A 12,476-nucleotide genomic window follows, 5' to 3' on the forward strand; every position below is an offset into this window, starting at 1 on the left:
CCCAGCCGGTCCATCCGGCCAGCCCTACCGCCGAGGGGTGGCTGGCCGGAACACCCCCTCGTACCGCTCTCAGCTCGTCTCGCCGGCCACGCTGAACGAACGCAGGCGATCGATGGCCAGCACGGTGAAGCCGACGCTTACCAGCGCGGTCATCACCGAGGCCACCGGCACCGACACGGTGGTCTCCAACAGCCCGGTCGGGGCGATCCGGTCGGCGAGGGCGATCACGTACTGCTGGATGGAGAGCACCTTGGTGCCGCTGACGAAGTTGCCCAGCAGCCCCTCCCAGATCAGCACGTAGACCAGGCCGAGCAGCACCGGCCGCCTGGTGACCAGGCTGAGGGCGAGGAACAACGCCGAGTACGCCAGCGCGCCGAGCGCCGCCGCGACGGCCAACGCCAGTCCGAGGCGTACCGAGTCGGCGAGCACGCCCGCGACGTAGAGCGGCAGCGCGACGGTGGCCGCGCTGACCCCGGCGGCCACCGCGAGCTTCGGCAGCACGATCTGCCAGCGCGGCAGCGGCTTGGTCAGGATGTGCACGACGGTGCCGTCGTCGATCTCGGCGCCCAACACGCCCGTGCCGATGATCAGCGCAACCACCGGCAGCACCACGGCCAGCCCCAGACCGACGAGCACCGGCGGCCCCCACTCGCCCGGGTCCACCCCCAGCGACCGGCAGAGCACGGCCAACCCGAGCAGCACCAGTGGCAGCGGAAGCAGCAGCAGGAACCGACGCCGGCCGAACAGCCCGCGCGCGGTGATCCAGGTAATTGTCGACATGTCAGGCCTCCACCAGGTAGGAGAAGACGCTCTCCAGAGACTCGTCGGACGGCACCAGTTGGCGCACCCGGATGCCGTGCTTGAGCGCGATCCGGGGCAGTGCCCGGGTGAAGGCGCCGTAGTCGCCGGCCCGCACGGTCAGGCCGGTGGGGTCCAGCTCGACACCGCTGACGGACGGCTCGGCGATCAGCGCGACGGCAAGCGCCCGGTCGTCCGTCGACCGCACCGCGAACACGTGCGGGCGGTTGGTCATCAACCGGCGGATGGTCCGGAAGTCGCCGGAGGCCGCCAACCGCCCGGCCACCATCACCTGCACCGTCCCGGAGACCTGCTCGACCTCCTCCAGGATGTGCGAGCTGAACAGGATGGTCCGGCCGGCGTCGCCCAGGCTGTGCAGCAGTTGCATCATGTGCAGCCGCTGGCGCGGGTCCATCCCGTTGAACGGCTCGTCGAGGAGCAGCACCTGCGGGTCGTGCACCAACGCGGCGGCCACCCGGGCCCGCTGCCGCATGCCCTTGGAGTACGTGCCGATCCGGCGGCTCTGCGCCGACTCCAGCTCGACCAGGTCGATGGCCCGCCGGGCGGCCTCCGCCGGATCGGCCAGCCGGTGCAGCTTGGCGCTGGCCAGCACGAACTCGTACGCGGTGAGGAAGCCCTGCACCGCCTCCCGTTCACTGACCAGCCCCAACCGTCGGTAGACGTCGGGGTTTCGCCAGGTCGGCTGGTCGTCGAGGGTGACCGTGCCGCGCGACGGGGCGAGGAACCCGGCCATCATGTGCAGCAGGGTGGTCTTGCCGGCGCCGTTCGGGCCGAGCAGCCCGGTCACGCCCGGCCCCAGGGCCATGCTGATGTCGTTGACGGCGACCACGTTGCCGTACCACCGGGACACCCCGGTCAGGCTCAGCGTGCTCATCAGGAGGCGACCTTCCGGTAGCGGACCAGCAGGAGGGCGGTCGCACCGGCGACCAACAGCACCGCGGCCAGGGCGTAGACCGGGCCGAAGCCGCCGATCATCATTTCGCCCGGATCGCCCTCGACCAGCAGGTCACCAAGCGACCAGATGCCCACCCCCTGCACCAGCGTGGAGGGGGAGGCGAGCCCGGCCAGCTCGTTGGCGGCGCGCGACGGCAGGATGCTCAGCACCCCGACGATCGGGGTGGTCATCAGGAAGACCGCGACCACCCCACCGGCGGCGAAGGCGCGCTTGCCGGTCAGCGAGGCGACCAGCAGCCCGACCGAGGCGAAGACCACCGCCCACAGCCCGGCGTACAGCAGCCCGGGCAGCAGGTCGAGCAGCTCGTTCCAGACCCCGCGCATGCCCTGCTTGGTGGTGAAGGCAGCACCCAGGAACATCAGCAACTGCGGTCCGCCGAGCAGCAGCCAGAGGGCGGTGACCAGCGCCAGCAGCTTGGCCAGCGCGTAGTCGCTGCGGGGCAGCGGTCGGGAGAAATACAGTGGCAGGACGCCGCTGCGCAGGTCCCGGGAGACCAGCTCCGGAGCGACCACCGCGACGAAGAAGATGACGAGCCAGCTCATCGCGTCGGCGAACTGGGCGTACGTGGCGACCGGCTCGCCGATCTGGCTGCGGATGGCCGCGAGGGCCACCGCGACCAGGGAGACGATGCCGACCACGAGCCACGGGAAGATCTTGGCCTTGGCGCTGCGCCCGAACCCGAAGGCGGTACGCAGCCCGTGCCCGTAGAGGGCGCCGAAGACCTGGCGGCGGCCCAGCCTCGGGCCCTCGTAGCGCTGGTAGCCGATGTCGTGGATGACGCCTGTCGGCGCCTGGCGCACGGCGGCTGCGGTCGGCTCAGGCATGGGAGAGCTCCCTCGTGGCGAAGAGTTCGGCCACCCGGTGCCGGCGCTGGTCCAGTCGGTGCAGTGGCAGGTCCAGTTCGGCGACCGCGCCGAGGATCAGGTCGTAGGTGCCGTCGTCGGAGAGTGGCACGAGCAGCAGTCGCCCGTCCCGCGCGACCGGCAGCTTCAGCTCGGCGAGCCGGGCGGCGAGCTCCTCGGTGCCCTCGCTGACCTCGACGGCGAGCACGTCGGTGGCCGTGGTCATCGCGGAGATGTGGTCGGCGCGCAGCAGTTTGCCGCCGTCGATGGCGATCAGCGTGTCGCAGATCCGCTCCACCTCGCCGAGCAGGTGCGAGCAGACGAGCACCGAGATGCCGAACTCGGTGCCGATCCGGTGCACGAGCGCCAGCATGGCGTCGCGGCCGGCCGGGTCCAGGCCGTTTGTCGGCTCGTCCAGCAGCAGCAGGTCGGGGTCGTGCACCAGCGCCTGGGCCAGCTTGACGCGCTGCTTCATGCCTGTGGAGTAGCCGCCCACCGGGCGGTAGCGCTCCTCGTAGAGCCCCACGTGCCGCAGGGCCTCCGAGGCTCGCTCGCGGGCGGCGGTGCGGGGCAGGCCGCTGATCCGGCCGAGGTGGGTGACCAGCTCGGCGGCGGACAGGTCGGGTGGGAGGCAGTCGTGCTCGGGCATGTAGCCGACGCGGGCACGGACCGCCGCCGGGTCGGCCGACGGGTCGATGCCGAGCACCGAGACCTGACCGCTGGTAGGTGCGATCAGGCCGAGCAGAATCTTGATCAACGTGGATTTTCCGGCGCCGTTCGCGCCCACCAGGCCGATGATCCCGGGCTCGACGGCGACGGTGAGGTCGGCCAACGCGGTGACCCGACCTCCGTACGTCTTGGTGAGCGACTGGGTCGCGATCAGTGTCACGCTGCCAGCGTAGGGAGTCGACGCCCACCACGGGCACCGGCGCGCCCCCGGCGCTTCCCTGATCCTTGCCCCGAGCGACCCTTAAGGTCCCCTGCCGAGGGTGGTGGAACCGTTGCCGCCGGTAGCGCGTCCGGCGCGACCCCGCCTCGGGAAACACCGATCCGGGGTGACACCATTCATCTCCCGGCCCGTCGGGAGTCGTGCCCGCGTCACCTGGATGTCGAGCGAGCCCGTCCTCCACGCCGACCACAACCGGTCCGGGGTGCAGTCGGCTGCGGTCGGCGACGGCCGGGGAATCCGCCGCCGATCCGCCCGACCGGGTCGTGGAGTGGCGGCCTCGACCGATCGGCGGTCGGCTGCGAAACTGTGTGCCGGTCAGCGAGTGGGGGGTGTGGATGAGCAACGGCTGGGTGCTGCCCGACGAGGTGCTGCAAGACGCACCGGCGTACACGCCGCGTCCCGGTGAGCTCGCTGATCTGGAGCTGCTGCTGATCGGCGCGTACGCCCCCCTGATCGGTTTCATGACCCGTGCCGACCTGGTGTCGGTCAGCCGGCGCGGCCAACTGGCCGACGGCACTCCCTGGCAGGTCGCGGTGACCCTCCAGGTGCCGGCCGCGCTGGCCCAGGGCTTCGATCCGCGTGACCCGGCCCGTCGGGCGCTGGTGCTGACCGACGGCGAGGGCGCGCCGGTGGCCGCCCTGGACGTGGCGGACGTCTGGCCGGTCCGCGAGGGCGTGGCCGGGGTTGGCGGCCAGGTCCGGCGCTTGGGCGACGGCGGCCACGGCCCGTTCCAGCGACTGCGCCGCAGCCCGGAGGAGGTCCGCGCGCTGCTGCCTCCGGGCCGGGTGCTCGGTGTGATCGCCGACCGACCCCTGCACCGTCCCCAGCTCGCTCAGATCGCCCACGCCGCCCGCACCCTGGCCGCGCACCTGCTCGTGATGATCCCGGTCGGTGAGGGTGGCGTCGGTGGGCTTCCGCCGGAGGCGCTGGTGCGCATCATCTTCGCCGCCCGGGACCGGATGCCGCCCGCGACCGTGATCGCGGTGCCGCTGTCGCATCGCCGCGAGGAGATCAGCGACGCGCTGCTGCGTGCCCGGGTCTCCGCCGCGTACGGGGTCACCCACCTGCTCTCCACCGGGGAGATGCTCTCCGGCGCCGGGTTGCGGGTGCTGGTGCCGCGCGAGCTGGCCTACGACAACAGGGACGGGCAGTGGCGCTGGCGGGAGGACATCCCACCCCGTAACCGCCGGCTCGCGCTGACCCAGCAGGAGATCGACGATCTGCTGGATCGCGGCTTCCCCCTGCCGGAGTGGCACACCCCGCCGGCCGTGGCGAGGGAGCTGGCCCGGGCCCGGCCACCGCGTCGGCACCGGGGGCTCGTGGTCTTCCTGACCGGCCTCTCCGGCTCCGGCAAGTCGACGATCGCCCGTGGGCTGGCGGACGCGTTGCGGGAGGGCGGCGACCGCACGGTGACCCTGCTCGACGGGGACGTGGTGCGCCGGGAGCTCTCCGCCGGGTTGGGCTTCAGCAAGGCCGACCGGGACATGAACGTCCGGCGGATCGGGTGGGTGGCCGCCGAGATCGCCCGGCACCGGGGGGTGGGCATCTGTTGCCCGATCGCCCCGTACGCGGCGGCCCGTGCCACCGCCCGCGAGATGGCCATGGCGGCGGGGGCGGGTTTCGTGCTGGTGCACGTCGCCACTCCGCTCGAGGTGTGTGAGCGCCGGGACCGCAAGGGCCTGTACGCGCGAGCGCGAGCCGGCCTGCTCACCGGGATGACAGGCATCGACGACCCGTACGAGGAGCCGAGCGACGCCGACCTGGTGCTGGACACGACCGATCTCAGCGTGGCGGACGCGGTTCAGGCCCTGCTGCACCAGCTCACCGAGACGGGTTGGGTGGAGTTGAAGATCGCTTCTGCCTGAGGCGTTTTCCGCATCCGCCGTCCGGCCACCGTCCGCTCCGCGCTAGTGTTCGTCTTTGTTGGAACACGTTTGACCGCGTGAGAGCACGGGGACCACCGGGAGGCACGGCGAATGCTCGCTCAGCAGCGGCAGGCGGCCATCCTGGAGCGGGTCCGGTCCACCGGCGGTGTCCGGGTGAGTGAGCTGGCGGGCGAGTTCGGCGTCTCCGACATGACGATCCGCCGTGACCTGGAGACGCTGCACGAACGTGGCCTGCTGGCCAAGGTGCACGGCGGCGCCACGGCAGCCGGGCCGAGTTCGACCGACGAGCCGGGCTTCCACGCCAAGTCGGTCCGCCAACTGGCGGAGAAGGCCGCCATCGCGGATCGGGCGGCCCAACTGGTCCGGCCGGGCGCGGCGGTCGCGCTCTCCGCCGGCACCACCACCGCCGAACTGGCCCGCAAGCTCGTGGACGTGCCCGGCCTGACCGTGGTGACCAACTCGCTGCCGGTGGCCGAGATCCTGCACGCCGGTGGCCGGCCGGACCAGACGGTGGTGCTCACCGGGGGCGAACGCACGCCGTCGGACGCGCTTGTCGGTCCGCTCGCGGTCGGGGCCATCCGGACACTGCACCTGGATCTGCTCTTCCTGGGCGTGCACGGCATCACCGAGCGGGCCGGCTTCACCACCCCGAACCTCATGGAGGCGGAGACCGACCGGGCGCTCGTGGCCGCGGCGGACCGCCTGGTGGTGTTGGCCGACCACACCAAGTGGGGCACGGTGGGCATCTCCTCGATCGTCGAGCTGGCGGCAGCACACGTACTGGTCAGCGACGACCGGTTGCCAGCGGCCGCACGACGGGTACTCGACGAACGAGTGGGCGAATTGATCATGGTAGAAGCGACAGGGGCGGGCCGCGCGACGCGCACGCCGACGAGTGAGGGGGCGGCGCAGTGAAACGCACCGCGATCGACCTGGCCGACGGCCGGGAACTGATTTACTTCGACGAGCGCGACGACGCGGTCCGCGACCAGCCGGACCGCCGCGACCTGCCGCCGCCGCCCCCCGCCTCCCAACTGCGCTACGACCCGCTCACCGACGAGTGGGTGGCGGTGGCCGTGCATCGGCAGACCCGCACCTTCCTCCCACCGGCGAACGAGTGCCCGCTCGACCCGTCGGTGGGTGACCGACTGACCGAGGTCCCCGCGCCCGACTACGACGTGGTGGTCTTCGAGAACCGGTTCCCGTCGCTCAGTGGCCGGGTCGCCGAGGAGCCCGGGGAGATCACCCCGTTCACGCCTGTTCGACCGGGAGTCGGCCGATGCGAGGTGGTCTGCTTCACCTCCGACCACAACGCCTCCTTCGCCAGCCTGCCGCCGAGCCGGGTCCGCACCGTCCTGGACGCCCTCGCCGACCGCACCGAGGTGCTCGGCGAACTGCCCGGCGTGGAGCAGATCTTCTGCTTCGAGAACCGGGGCGTCGAGATCGGTGTCACGCTGCACCACCCGCACGGGCAGATCTACGCGTACCCCTTCGTGACGCCGCGCACCCGCGCGCTGCTGGCCGCGGCACGCCGGCACGCGGAGCGGACCGGCGGGGGCAACCTGTACGCGGACGTGCTGGCCGCCGAGCGCGCGACCGGCGACCGGGTGGTCGCGGAGAACGAACACTGGACGGCGTTCGTCCCGGCGGCCGCCCGCTGGCCGTTCGAGGTGCACGTCGCGCCGCACCGGGTGCTACCCGACATTCCGGCGCTCAGCGACAGTGAGCGGGATGCTTTCGGGCCGCTCTACCTGGATCTGCTGCGCCGCTTCGACGGCCTGTTCGACATGCCGATGCCGTACATCTCGGCCTGGCACCAGGCGCCGGTGCGGATCGACCGCGAGTTGGGCCACCTGCACCTACAGCTGTTCAGCATCCGGCGGGCCAAGGACAAGCTGAAGTATCTGGCCGGCTCCGAGTCCGGGATGGGTGTCTTCATCAACGACATCTCGCCCGAGCGGGCCGCCGACCTTTTGCGCGCCGCCTGAGCAGCCCCGCTGTGCGCGTGGCCTGAGCTTGGCGGGAAACAGGGCGCGGGGGGCCCGGGACAGGGCCCCCCGCAGGGAAGGGACGGCTGGCTGTGCACGGCACAGCCGGGAAGGCTGGCTGATCGGCGCACGGGTGCCGCGGGTCGACCGTGGTCAACCTTCCTCGGACGCGACTGGCATCTCGTCCATCCTGGTCAACGAGGCGCGCCGACGGCGGTGACGCCAACCGGCGCGTCCGCGCCGGACACGCCGAAGCCCGCCGGCTGGTGCCGGCGGGCTCCGATGACGCGGTACGCCTGGATCAGGCGGCGATCTTGCGAGCCAGGTTCTCGTCGAGCGCGTTCATGAACTCGTCGGTGGTCAGCCACGGGGCGTCCCGCGAGATGAGCAGCGAGAGGTCCTTGGTCATCTGGCCGCCCTCGACGGTGTCGACGATGACCTGCTCCAGCGTGTTGGCGAACTCGGTGACCGCCGGGGTGCCGTCCAGCTTGCCCCGGTGGGCCAGACCCCGCGTCCAGGCGTAGATGGACGCGATCGGGTTCGTCGACGTCTTCTCACCCTTCTGCCACTGCCGGTAGTGCCGGGTGACGGTGCCGTGCGCGGCCTCGGCCTCGACGGTCCGGCCGTCCGGGGAGAGCAGGACGGAGGTCATCAGACCCAGCGAGCCGAAGCCCTGCGCGACGGTGTCGGACTGCACGTCACCGTCGTAGTTCTTGCAGGCCCAGACGTAGCCGCCCTCCCACTTCAGCGCGGCGGCGACCATGTCGTCGATGAGCCGGTGCTCGTAGGTGATGCCGGCGGCGGCGAACTCGTCCTTGAACTCGGTCTCGAACACCTCGGCGAAGATGTCCTTGAACCGGCCGTCGTACGCCTTGAGGATGGTGTTCTTGGTGGACAGGTAGACCGGGTAGTTGCGGTCCAGCCCGTACCGGAACGAGGCCCGGGCGAAGTCCCGGATCGACTCGTCGTAGTTGTACATGCCCATGGCGATGCCGCCGCCGGGGAAGTTGGCGACCTCCATCTCCATCGGGGCGCCGCCGTCGGCCGGGGTGTAGGTGATGGTCACCGTGCCCGGGCCGGGGACGACGAAGTCGGTGGCCTTGTACTGGTCACCGTGGGCGTGCCGGCCGATGATGATCGGCTTGGTCCAGCCGGGGACCAGCCGCGGCACGTTGGACATGATGATCGGCTCGCGGAAGACGACGCCGCCGAGGATGTTGCGGATCGTGCCGTTGGGCGACCGCCACATCTTCTTCAGGCCGAACTCCTCCACCCGGGCCTCGTCCGGGGTGATGGTCGCGCACTTGACGCCGACGCCGTGCTCCTTGATGGCGTTGGCGGCGTCAACGGTGACCTGGTCGTCGGTCTCGTCGCGGTGCTGGATCGACAGGTCGTAGTAGTGCAGGTCGACGTCGAGGTAGGGCAGGATCAGCTGCTCCCGGATCTGCTTCCAGATGATCCGGGTCATCTCGTCGCCGTCGAGCTCCACGACCGGGTTGTTTACCTTGATCTTCGCCATCGGCCGGCGCTCCTCTCGGGGGACACGTGCTCAAGCAGTACGAGCGTACTGCAATTGGACCGGCAGCCCCCACCCGGCCTCGGTCGGCCGACGGAAGCGGACTGCACGGCACAGAATTCCCTGGCACCATCGCCCGATGCCACTGAGCCGCACCCTCGGGTCTATCACGGTCACCGCGCTCACCGACTCCGAGGGAGCTTTCTTCCAACCTCGCAGCGAGGCGTTTCCGCACGCCACGGCCGCCCACTGGCGGGAGGCCGACCGCCGCGACCCGGGCGCGGTGACCGCTGACGGGCAGTGGTGGCTGCCGTTTCGCAGCTTCGCGATCCGATCCGGGGACGGGCCGGTCACACTTGTCGACGCCGGCATCGGCCCGGCCGACTCACTTGCCGCGAGCTGGGCACCCGTACCGGGACGGCTGCCCGCCGAACTGGCCGCCGCCGGCATCGACCCCGCGGACGTCGACACCGTCGTGCTCACCCACCTGCACACCGACCACATCGGCTGGGCCGTGACCGGCACGCCGGGCCGGCCGTACTTCCCGAACGCGAGCTACCTGCTGCAGCGCGCCGAACTCGACGCGGCGGAGACCCTCAATCCGGCACTGCCGGCCGGCCTGGTCGCGCCGTTGCGCGCCGCCGGCCAGCTCCGGGTGGTCGACGGCGAGACCACCCTCACCCCGGCGGTACGTCTGCTGCCCACCCCCGGCCACACGCCCGGCCACCAGTCGGTGCTGGTGACCTCGACCGAGGAACGCGTGCTGGTCACCGGCGACCTGCTGGTGCACATGGTGCAACTGGTCGACCCCGACCTGGCGTACGCCCACGAGGAGGACCCGGAACAAGCCCGCCACTCCCGACGATCAACCCTGGACACCCACTCCCCCACCCTCCTGGCCACCCCCCACCTGACCACCCCCTTCACCCCCACCCCACCCCCACCCCACCCCCGCCCCCCACCCCGCCCCACCCGGCCCCGCACCCCCACCCGTTCCCGCGTTGATCATGAGGTTATTGCCTCGACTCGCCGACAAAATTGGCAATAACCTCATGATCAACGCTTTGGGCGGGGACGGGCGGGGACGGGGAAGGGCGCGTCGGCTTTGCCGGCGCGCCCTTCGGTGGAGCGGTGTTTCGGGGTACTACATGCTGGAGATGTCGCCCTGCTTGGCGCGGACGGCCTCGGCGGCCTCCAGGAGGCTGGCGCGCTCGTCGGCGTCCAGGTCGGTCTCGACGACCCGCTTGACGCCCTCGGCGCCGATCTCGGCCTCGACACCGAGGTAGACACCGGAGATGCCGTACTCGCCGTCGACCCAGGCGCAGACCGGCATGACCTCGCCGGAGTCCTCCGCGACGGCCTTCGCCATCCGGGCGGCGGCGGCGGACGGGGCGTAGTACGCCGAACCGGTCTTGAGCAGCGCGACCACCTCGGCGCCACCGTTGCGGGTCTTGACGACCAGTTCCTCGATCTGCTCGGCCGGCATCGCGTCACGCAGCGGCTTGCCGTTGACGGTGCTCTTCGACGGGACCGGGACCATCGTGTCGCCGTGCGAGCCCAGGGTCAGGGTGCGTACCGACGCGACCGGCACGTTCAGTGCCTCGGCGACGAAGTTGCTGAACCGGGCGGTGTCGAGCATGCCGGCCTGGCCGAGCACCCGGTTCTTGGGGAACTGGGTGGCGAGCTGCGCCAGCGCGGTCATCTCGTCGAGCGGGTTGGAGACCACGATGACGACGGCGCTCGGCGCGTACTTGGCGACGTTCTCGGCGACCTGGCGGACGATCTTGGCGTTGGTCTCCAGCAGATCCATCCGGCTCATGCCGGGCTTGCGGGGCAGACCAGCGGTGATCACGACGACGTCGGAGCCCTCGATCTGCTCGTAGCCCTCACCGTTGGGGCCGGTGGTCACGCCGACCACCTTGGTCTCGAAGCCCTCGATGGCCCGGGACTGGTTGAGGTCGAGCGCGAGACCCGCGGGCTTGCCCTCCACGATGTCGGTGATCACTACGGTGTCGAAGACGTCGTACTCGGCCAGGCGCTGTGCGGTGGTGGAGCCGTAGAAGCCAGCCCCGACGACAGTGACCTTCTTACCCATGGTCGTCCCACTCCCTGATACCAGTCGGTTTTCCGGACCGTATCAGTCATCCTGGCACCGATCGGGCCAGGGGCGGCGGCCATCGCCGGGATGGGGCGAACGTCACCACCGTCCGGGTTTGGGCCGCCGAGGAGTGAGTCAGCCGCGCTCCGCGCGCTCCACGACGTTCGTGAGCAGCATGGCCCGGGTCATCGGACCCACGCCGCCCGGCATGGGGACCAACGCGCCGGCGGTCTCGGCCACCTCCGGGTCCACGTCACCGGTGTAGCGGCCCTTGCCGTCCGCGCCGATCACTCGCGTGATGCCGACGTCGACCACGACCGCGCCCGGGTTGATCATGTCGGCGGTGAGCAGACCCGGTACGCCGGCAGCGACGATGACGATGTCGGCGGCCCGGGTGTGCGAGGCGAGGTCGAGGGTGCCGGTGTGGCAGAGGGTGACGGTGGCGTTCTCGCTGCGGCGGGTGAGCAGCAGACCGAGCGGCCGACCGACGGTGTTGCCCCGACCGACCACGGCCACGGTGGCGCCGCGCAGGGCCACGTCGTGGCGGCGGAGCAACTCGACGATGCCGCGCGGGGTGCAGGGCAGCGGGCCGTCGTAGCCGAGCACGAGGCGGCCCAGGTTGACCGGGTGCAGGCCGTCGGCGTCCTTGTCCGGTTCGATCAACTCCAGCACGCGCTGGGTGTCGAGGTGGGCCGGCAGCGGCAGTTGGACGATGTAGCCGTGGCACGCCGGGTCGGCGTTCAGCTCGGCCAGCACGTCGTCGACCTGCTGCTGGGTGGCGTCGGCGGGCAGCTCCCGCCGGATCGAGGCGATGCCGACCTCGGCGCAGTCGCGGTGCTTGCCGTTGACGTACGCCTGGCTGCCCGGATCCGCCCCGACCAGGACCGTGCCCAGCCCGGGGATGATGCCGCGTTCCGCGAGTGCCTTCACCCGTATCCGCAGCTCGTCCTTGATCTCCGCCGCGGTTGCCTTGCCGTCCAGAAGCGTCGCCGTCACCACCAGATCGTCTCACGGCCGCCACCTGAGCGTTCGGACGACCTCAGGTGGCGCGGGCCCCCGCCACCGGTTGGCCACCCTCGACAGCAGGTGACGGTGAGTTACGTGGTGCTAGTCACTCTCAGTCACAGATCGTGGATTAGGTCACCGTAGAACCGGACGGACCGGCGGAGTGCGACAGGGACCGGACGGGCGGCCGAGACTGCGCCAGACCGGCCGAGGCCGACCCATCAGGCGCTTCAGTTGGCCGAATTTTTGCAGGTGAACGACGTTTGAGCCGAATTCGGCTAGCAGATCTGGCGACCCTCGACAAGCCCACACGTGCCGGACCGTTACCCACCCGCAACCGCCTCGTTGCCGACGGCCGGTCGCCGACCTACCGTTGCCGCTTGTTGCGCAGCGTAACCCAGCGTCGGGCCTGACTGCG

At 71.0% G+C, this 12,476-nt stretch carries 11 protein-coding genes; 4 read left to right on the forward strand and 7 right to left on the reverse strand.

What is annotated here, in order from left to right:
• Positions 1-69: 69 nt before the first annotated feature.
• From ACPXBU_RS18390 to ACPXBU_RS18405, 4 genes are read right to left on the reverse strand one after another with little or no spacing between them, the layout of a single operon-like run.
• Positions 70-780 carry an ABC transporter permease subunit gene (locus ACPXBU_RS18390; RefSeq protein WP_393372283.1) on the reverse strand — a complete coding sequence of 237 codons (711 nt, stop codon included), beginning with the start codon at positions 778-780 and terminating at the stop codon, positions 70-72.
• A 1-nt stretch (position 781) separates the two neighbouring features.
• On the reverse strand, positions 782-1,693 hold the full coding sequence (locus tag ACPXBU_RS18395) for an ABC transporter ATP-binding protein (RefSeq protein WP_393372285.1): 912 nt from the start codon (positions 1,691-1,693) through the stop codon (positions 782-784).
• On the reverse strand, positions 1,693-2,598 hold the full coding sequence (locus ACPXBU_RS18400) for an ABC transporter permease (RefSeq protein ID WP_393372287.1): 906 nt from the start codon (positions 2,596-2,598) through the stop codon (positions 1,693-1,695). The genes ACPXBU_RS18395 and ACPXBU_RS18400 overlap by 1 nt, the downstream gene beginning before the upstream one ends.
• On the reverse strand, positions 2,591-3,505 hold the full coding sequence (locus ACPXBU_RS18405) for an ABC transporter ATP-binding protein (protein ID WP_425758950.1): 915 nt from the start codon (positions 3,503-3,505) through the stop codon (positions 2,591-2,593). Before ACPXBU_RS18405 ends, ACPXBU_RS18400 begins: the two co-directional genes overlap by 8 nt.
• A gap of 395 nt (positions 3,506-3,900) precedes the next feature.
• On the opposite strand from ACPXBU_RS18405, the gene cysC reads away from it, so the two are divergent.
• From cysC to galT, 3 genes are all read left to right on the forward strand, one after another.
• On the forward strand, positions 3,901-5,430 hold the full coding sequence (cysC, locus tag ACPXBU_RS18410; protein WP_425758951.1) for an adenylyl-sulfate kinase: 1,530 nt from the start codon (positions 3,901-3,903) through the stop codon (positions 5,428-5,430).
• Between the two features lie 111 nt (positions 5,431-5,541).
• Complete coding sequence (locus ACPXBU_RS18415; protein WP_393372295.1) at positions 5,542-6,366, forward strand: DeoR/GlpR family DNA-binding transcription regulator; 825 nt, start codon at positions 5,542-5,544, stop codon at positions 6,364-6,366.
• Positions 6,363-7,439, forward strand: a complete 1,077-nt coding sequence (galT, locus tag ACPXBU_RS18420) for a galactose-1-phosphate uridylyltransferase (protein ID WP_393372298.1) — start codon at positions 6,363-6,365, stop codon at positions 7,437-7,439. Before ACPXBU_RS18415 ends, galT begins: the two co-directional genes overlap by 4 nt.
• A 301-nt stretch (positions 7,440-7,740) precedes the next feature.
• Here galT and ACPXBU_RS18425 read toward each other — a convergent pair whose 3' ends face one another.
• On the reverse strand, positions 7,741-8,958 hold the full coding sequence (locus tag ACPXBU_RS18425) for an NADP-dependent isocitrate dehydrogenase (protein WP_393372301.1): 1,218 nt from the start codon (positions 8,956-8,958) through the stop codon (positions 7,741-7,743).
• Between the two features lie 136 nt (positions 8,959-9,094).
• Between ACPXBU_RS18425 and ACPXBU_RS18430 the strand changes: the two genes are divergently transcribed.
• Positions 9,095-10,003 (forward strand): MBL fold metallo-hydrolase, encoded by a 909-nt coding sequence (locus ACPXBU_RS18430; RefSeq protein ID WP_425758952.1) that lies wholly within the window; start codon positions 9,095-9,097, stop codon positions 10,001-10,003.
• A gap of 96 nt (positions 10,004-10,099) precedes the next feature.
• Here the strand turns inward: ACPXBU_RS18430 and ACPXBU_RS18435 are convergent, their stop codons facing one another.
• Both ACPXBU_RS18435 and ACPXBU_RS18440 read right to left on the reverse strand, forming a co-directional pair.
• Positions 10,100-11,050 (reverse strand): malate dehydrogenase, encoded by a 951-nt coding sequence (locus ACPXBU_RS18435; protein ID WP_393372307.1) that lies wholly within the window; start codon positions 11,048-11,050, stop codon positions 10,100-10,102.
• A gap of 138 nt (positions 11,051-11,188) precedes the next feature.
• Positions 11,189-12,049: a bifunctional methylenetetrahydrofolate dehydrogenase/methenyltetrahydrofolate cyclohydrolase gene (locus tag ACPXBU_RS18440; protein WP_425758953.1), complete on the reverse strand. Its 861-nt coding sequence runs from the start codon at positions 12,047-12,049 to the stop codon at positions 11,189-11,191.
• Positions 12,050-12,476 lie beyond the last annotated feature (427 nt).

The organism is Micromonospora sp. DT231 (assembly GCF_049847025.1).
GTDB lineage: Bacteria > Actinomycetota > Actinomycetes > Mycobacteriales > Micromonosporaceae > Micromonospora.

Coding starts and splice junctions, on each gene's coding strand:
- ACPXBU_RS18390 (WP_393372283.1), bottom strand. CDS start 780: ATGTCGACAATTACCTGGATCACCGCGCGCGGGCTGTTCGGCCGGCGT.
- ACPXBU_RS18395 (WP_393372285.1), bottom strand. CDS start 1,693: ATGAGCACGCTGAGCCTGACCGGGGTGTCCCGGTGGTACGGCAACGTG.
- ACPXBU_RS18400 (WP_393372287.1), bottom strand. CDS start 2,598: ATGCCTGAGCCGACCGCAGCCGCCGTGCGCCAGGCGCCGACAGGCGTC.
- cysC (WP_425758951.1), top strand. CDS start 3,901: ATGAGCAACGGCTGGGTGCTGCCCGACGAGGTGCTGCAAGACGCACCG.
- ACPXBU_RS18415 (WP_393372295.1), top strand. CDS start 5,542: ATGCTCGCTCAGCAGCGGCAGGCGGCCATCCTGGAGCGGGTCCGGTCC.
- ACPXBU_RS18425 (WP_393372301.1), bottom strand. CDS start 8,958: ATGGCGAAGATCAAGGTAAACAACCCGGTCGTGGAGCTCGACGGCGAC.
- ACPXBU_RS18430 (WP_425758952.1), top strand. CDS start 9,095: ATGCCACTGAGCCGCACCCTCGGGTCTATCACGGTCACCGCGCTCACC.
- ACPXBU_RS18435 (WP_393372307.1), bottom strand. CDS start 11,050: ATGGGTAAGAAGGTCACTGTCGTCGGGGCTGGCTTCTACGGCTCCACC.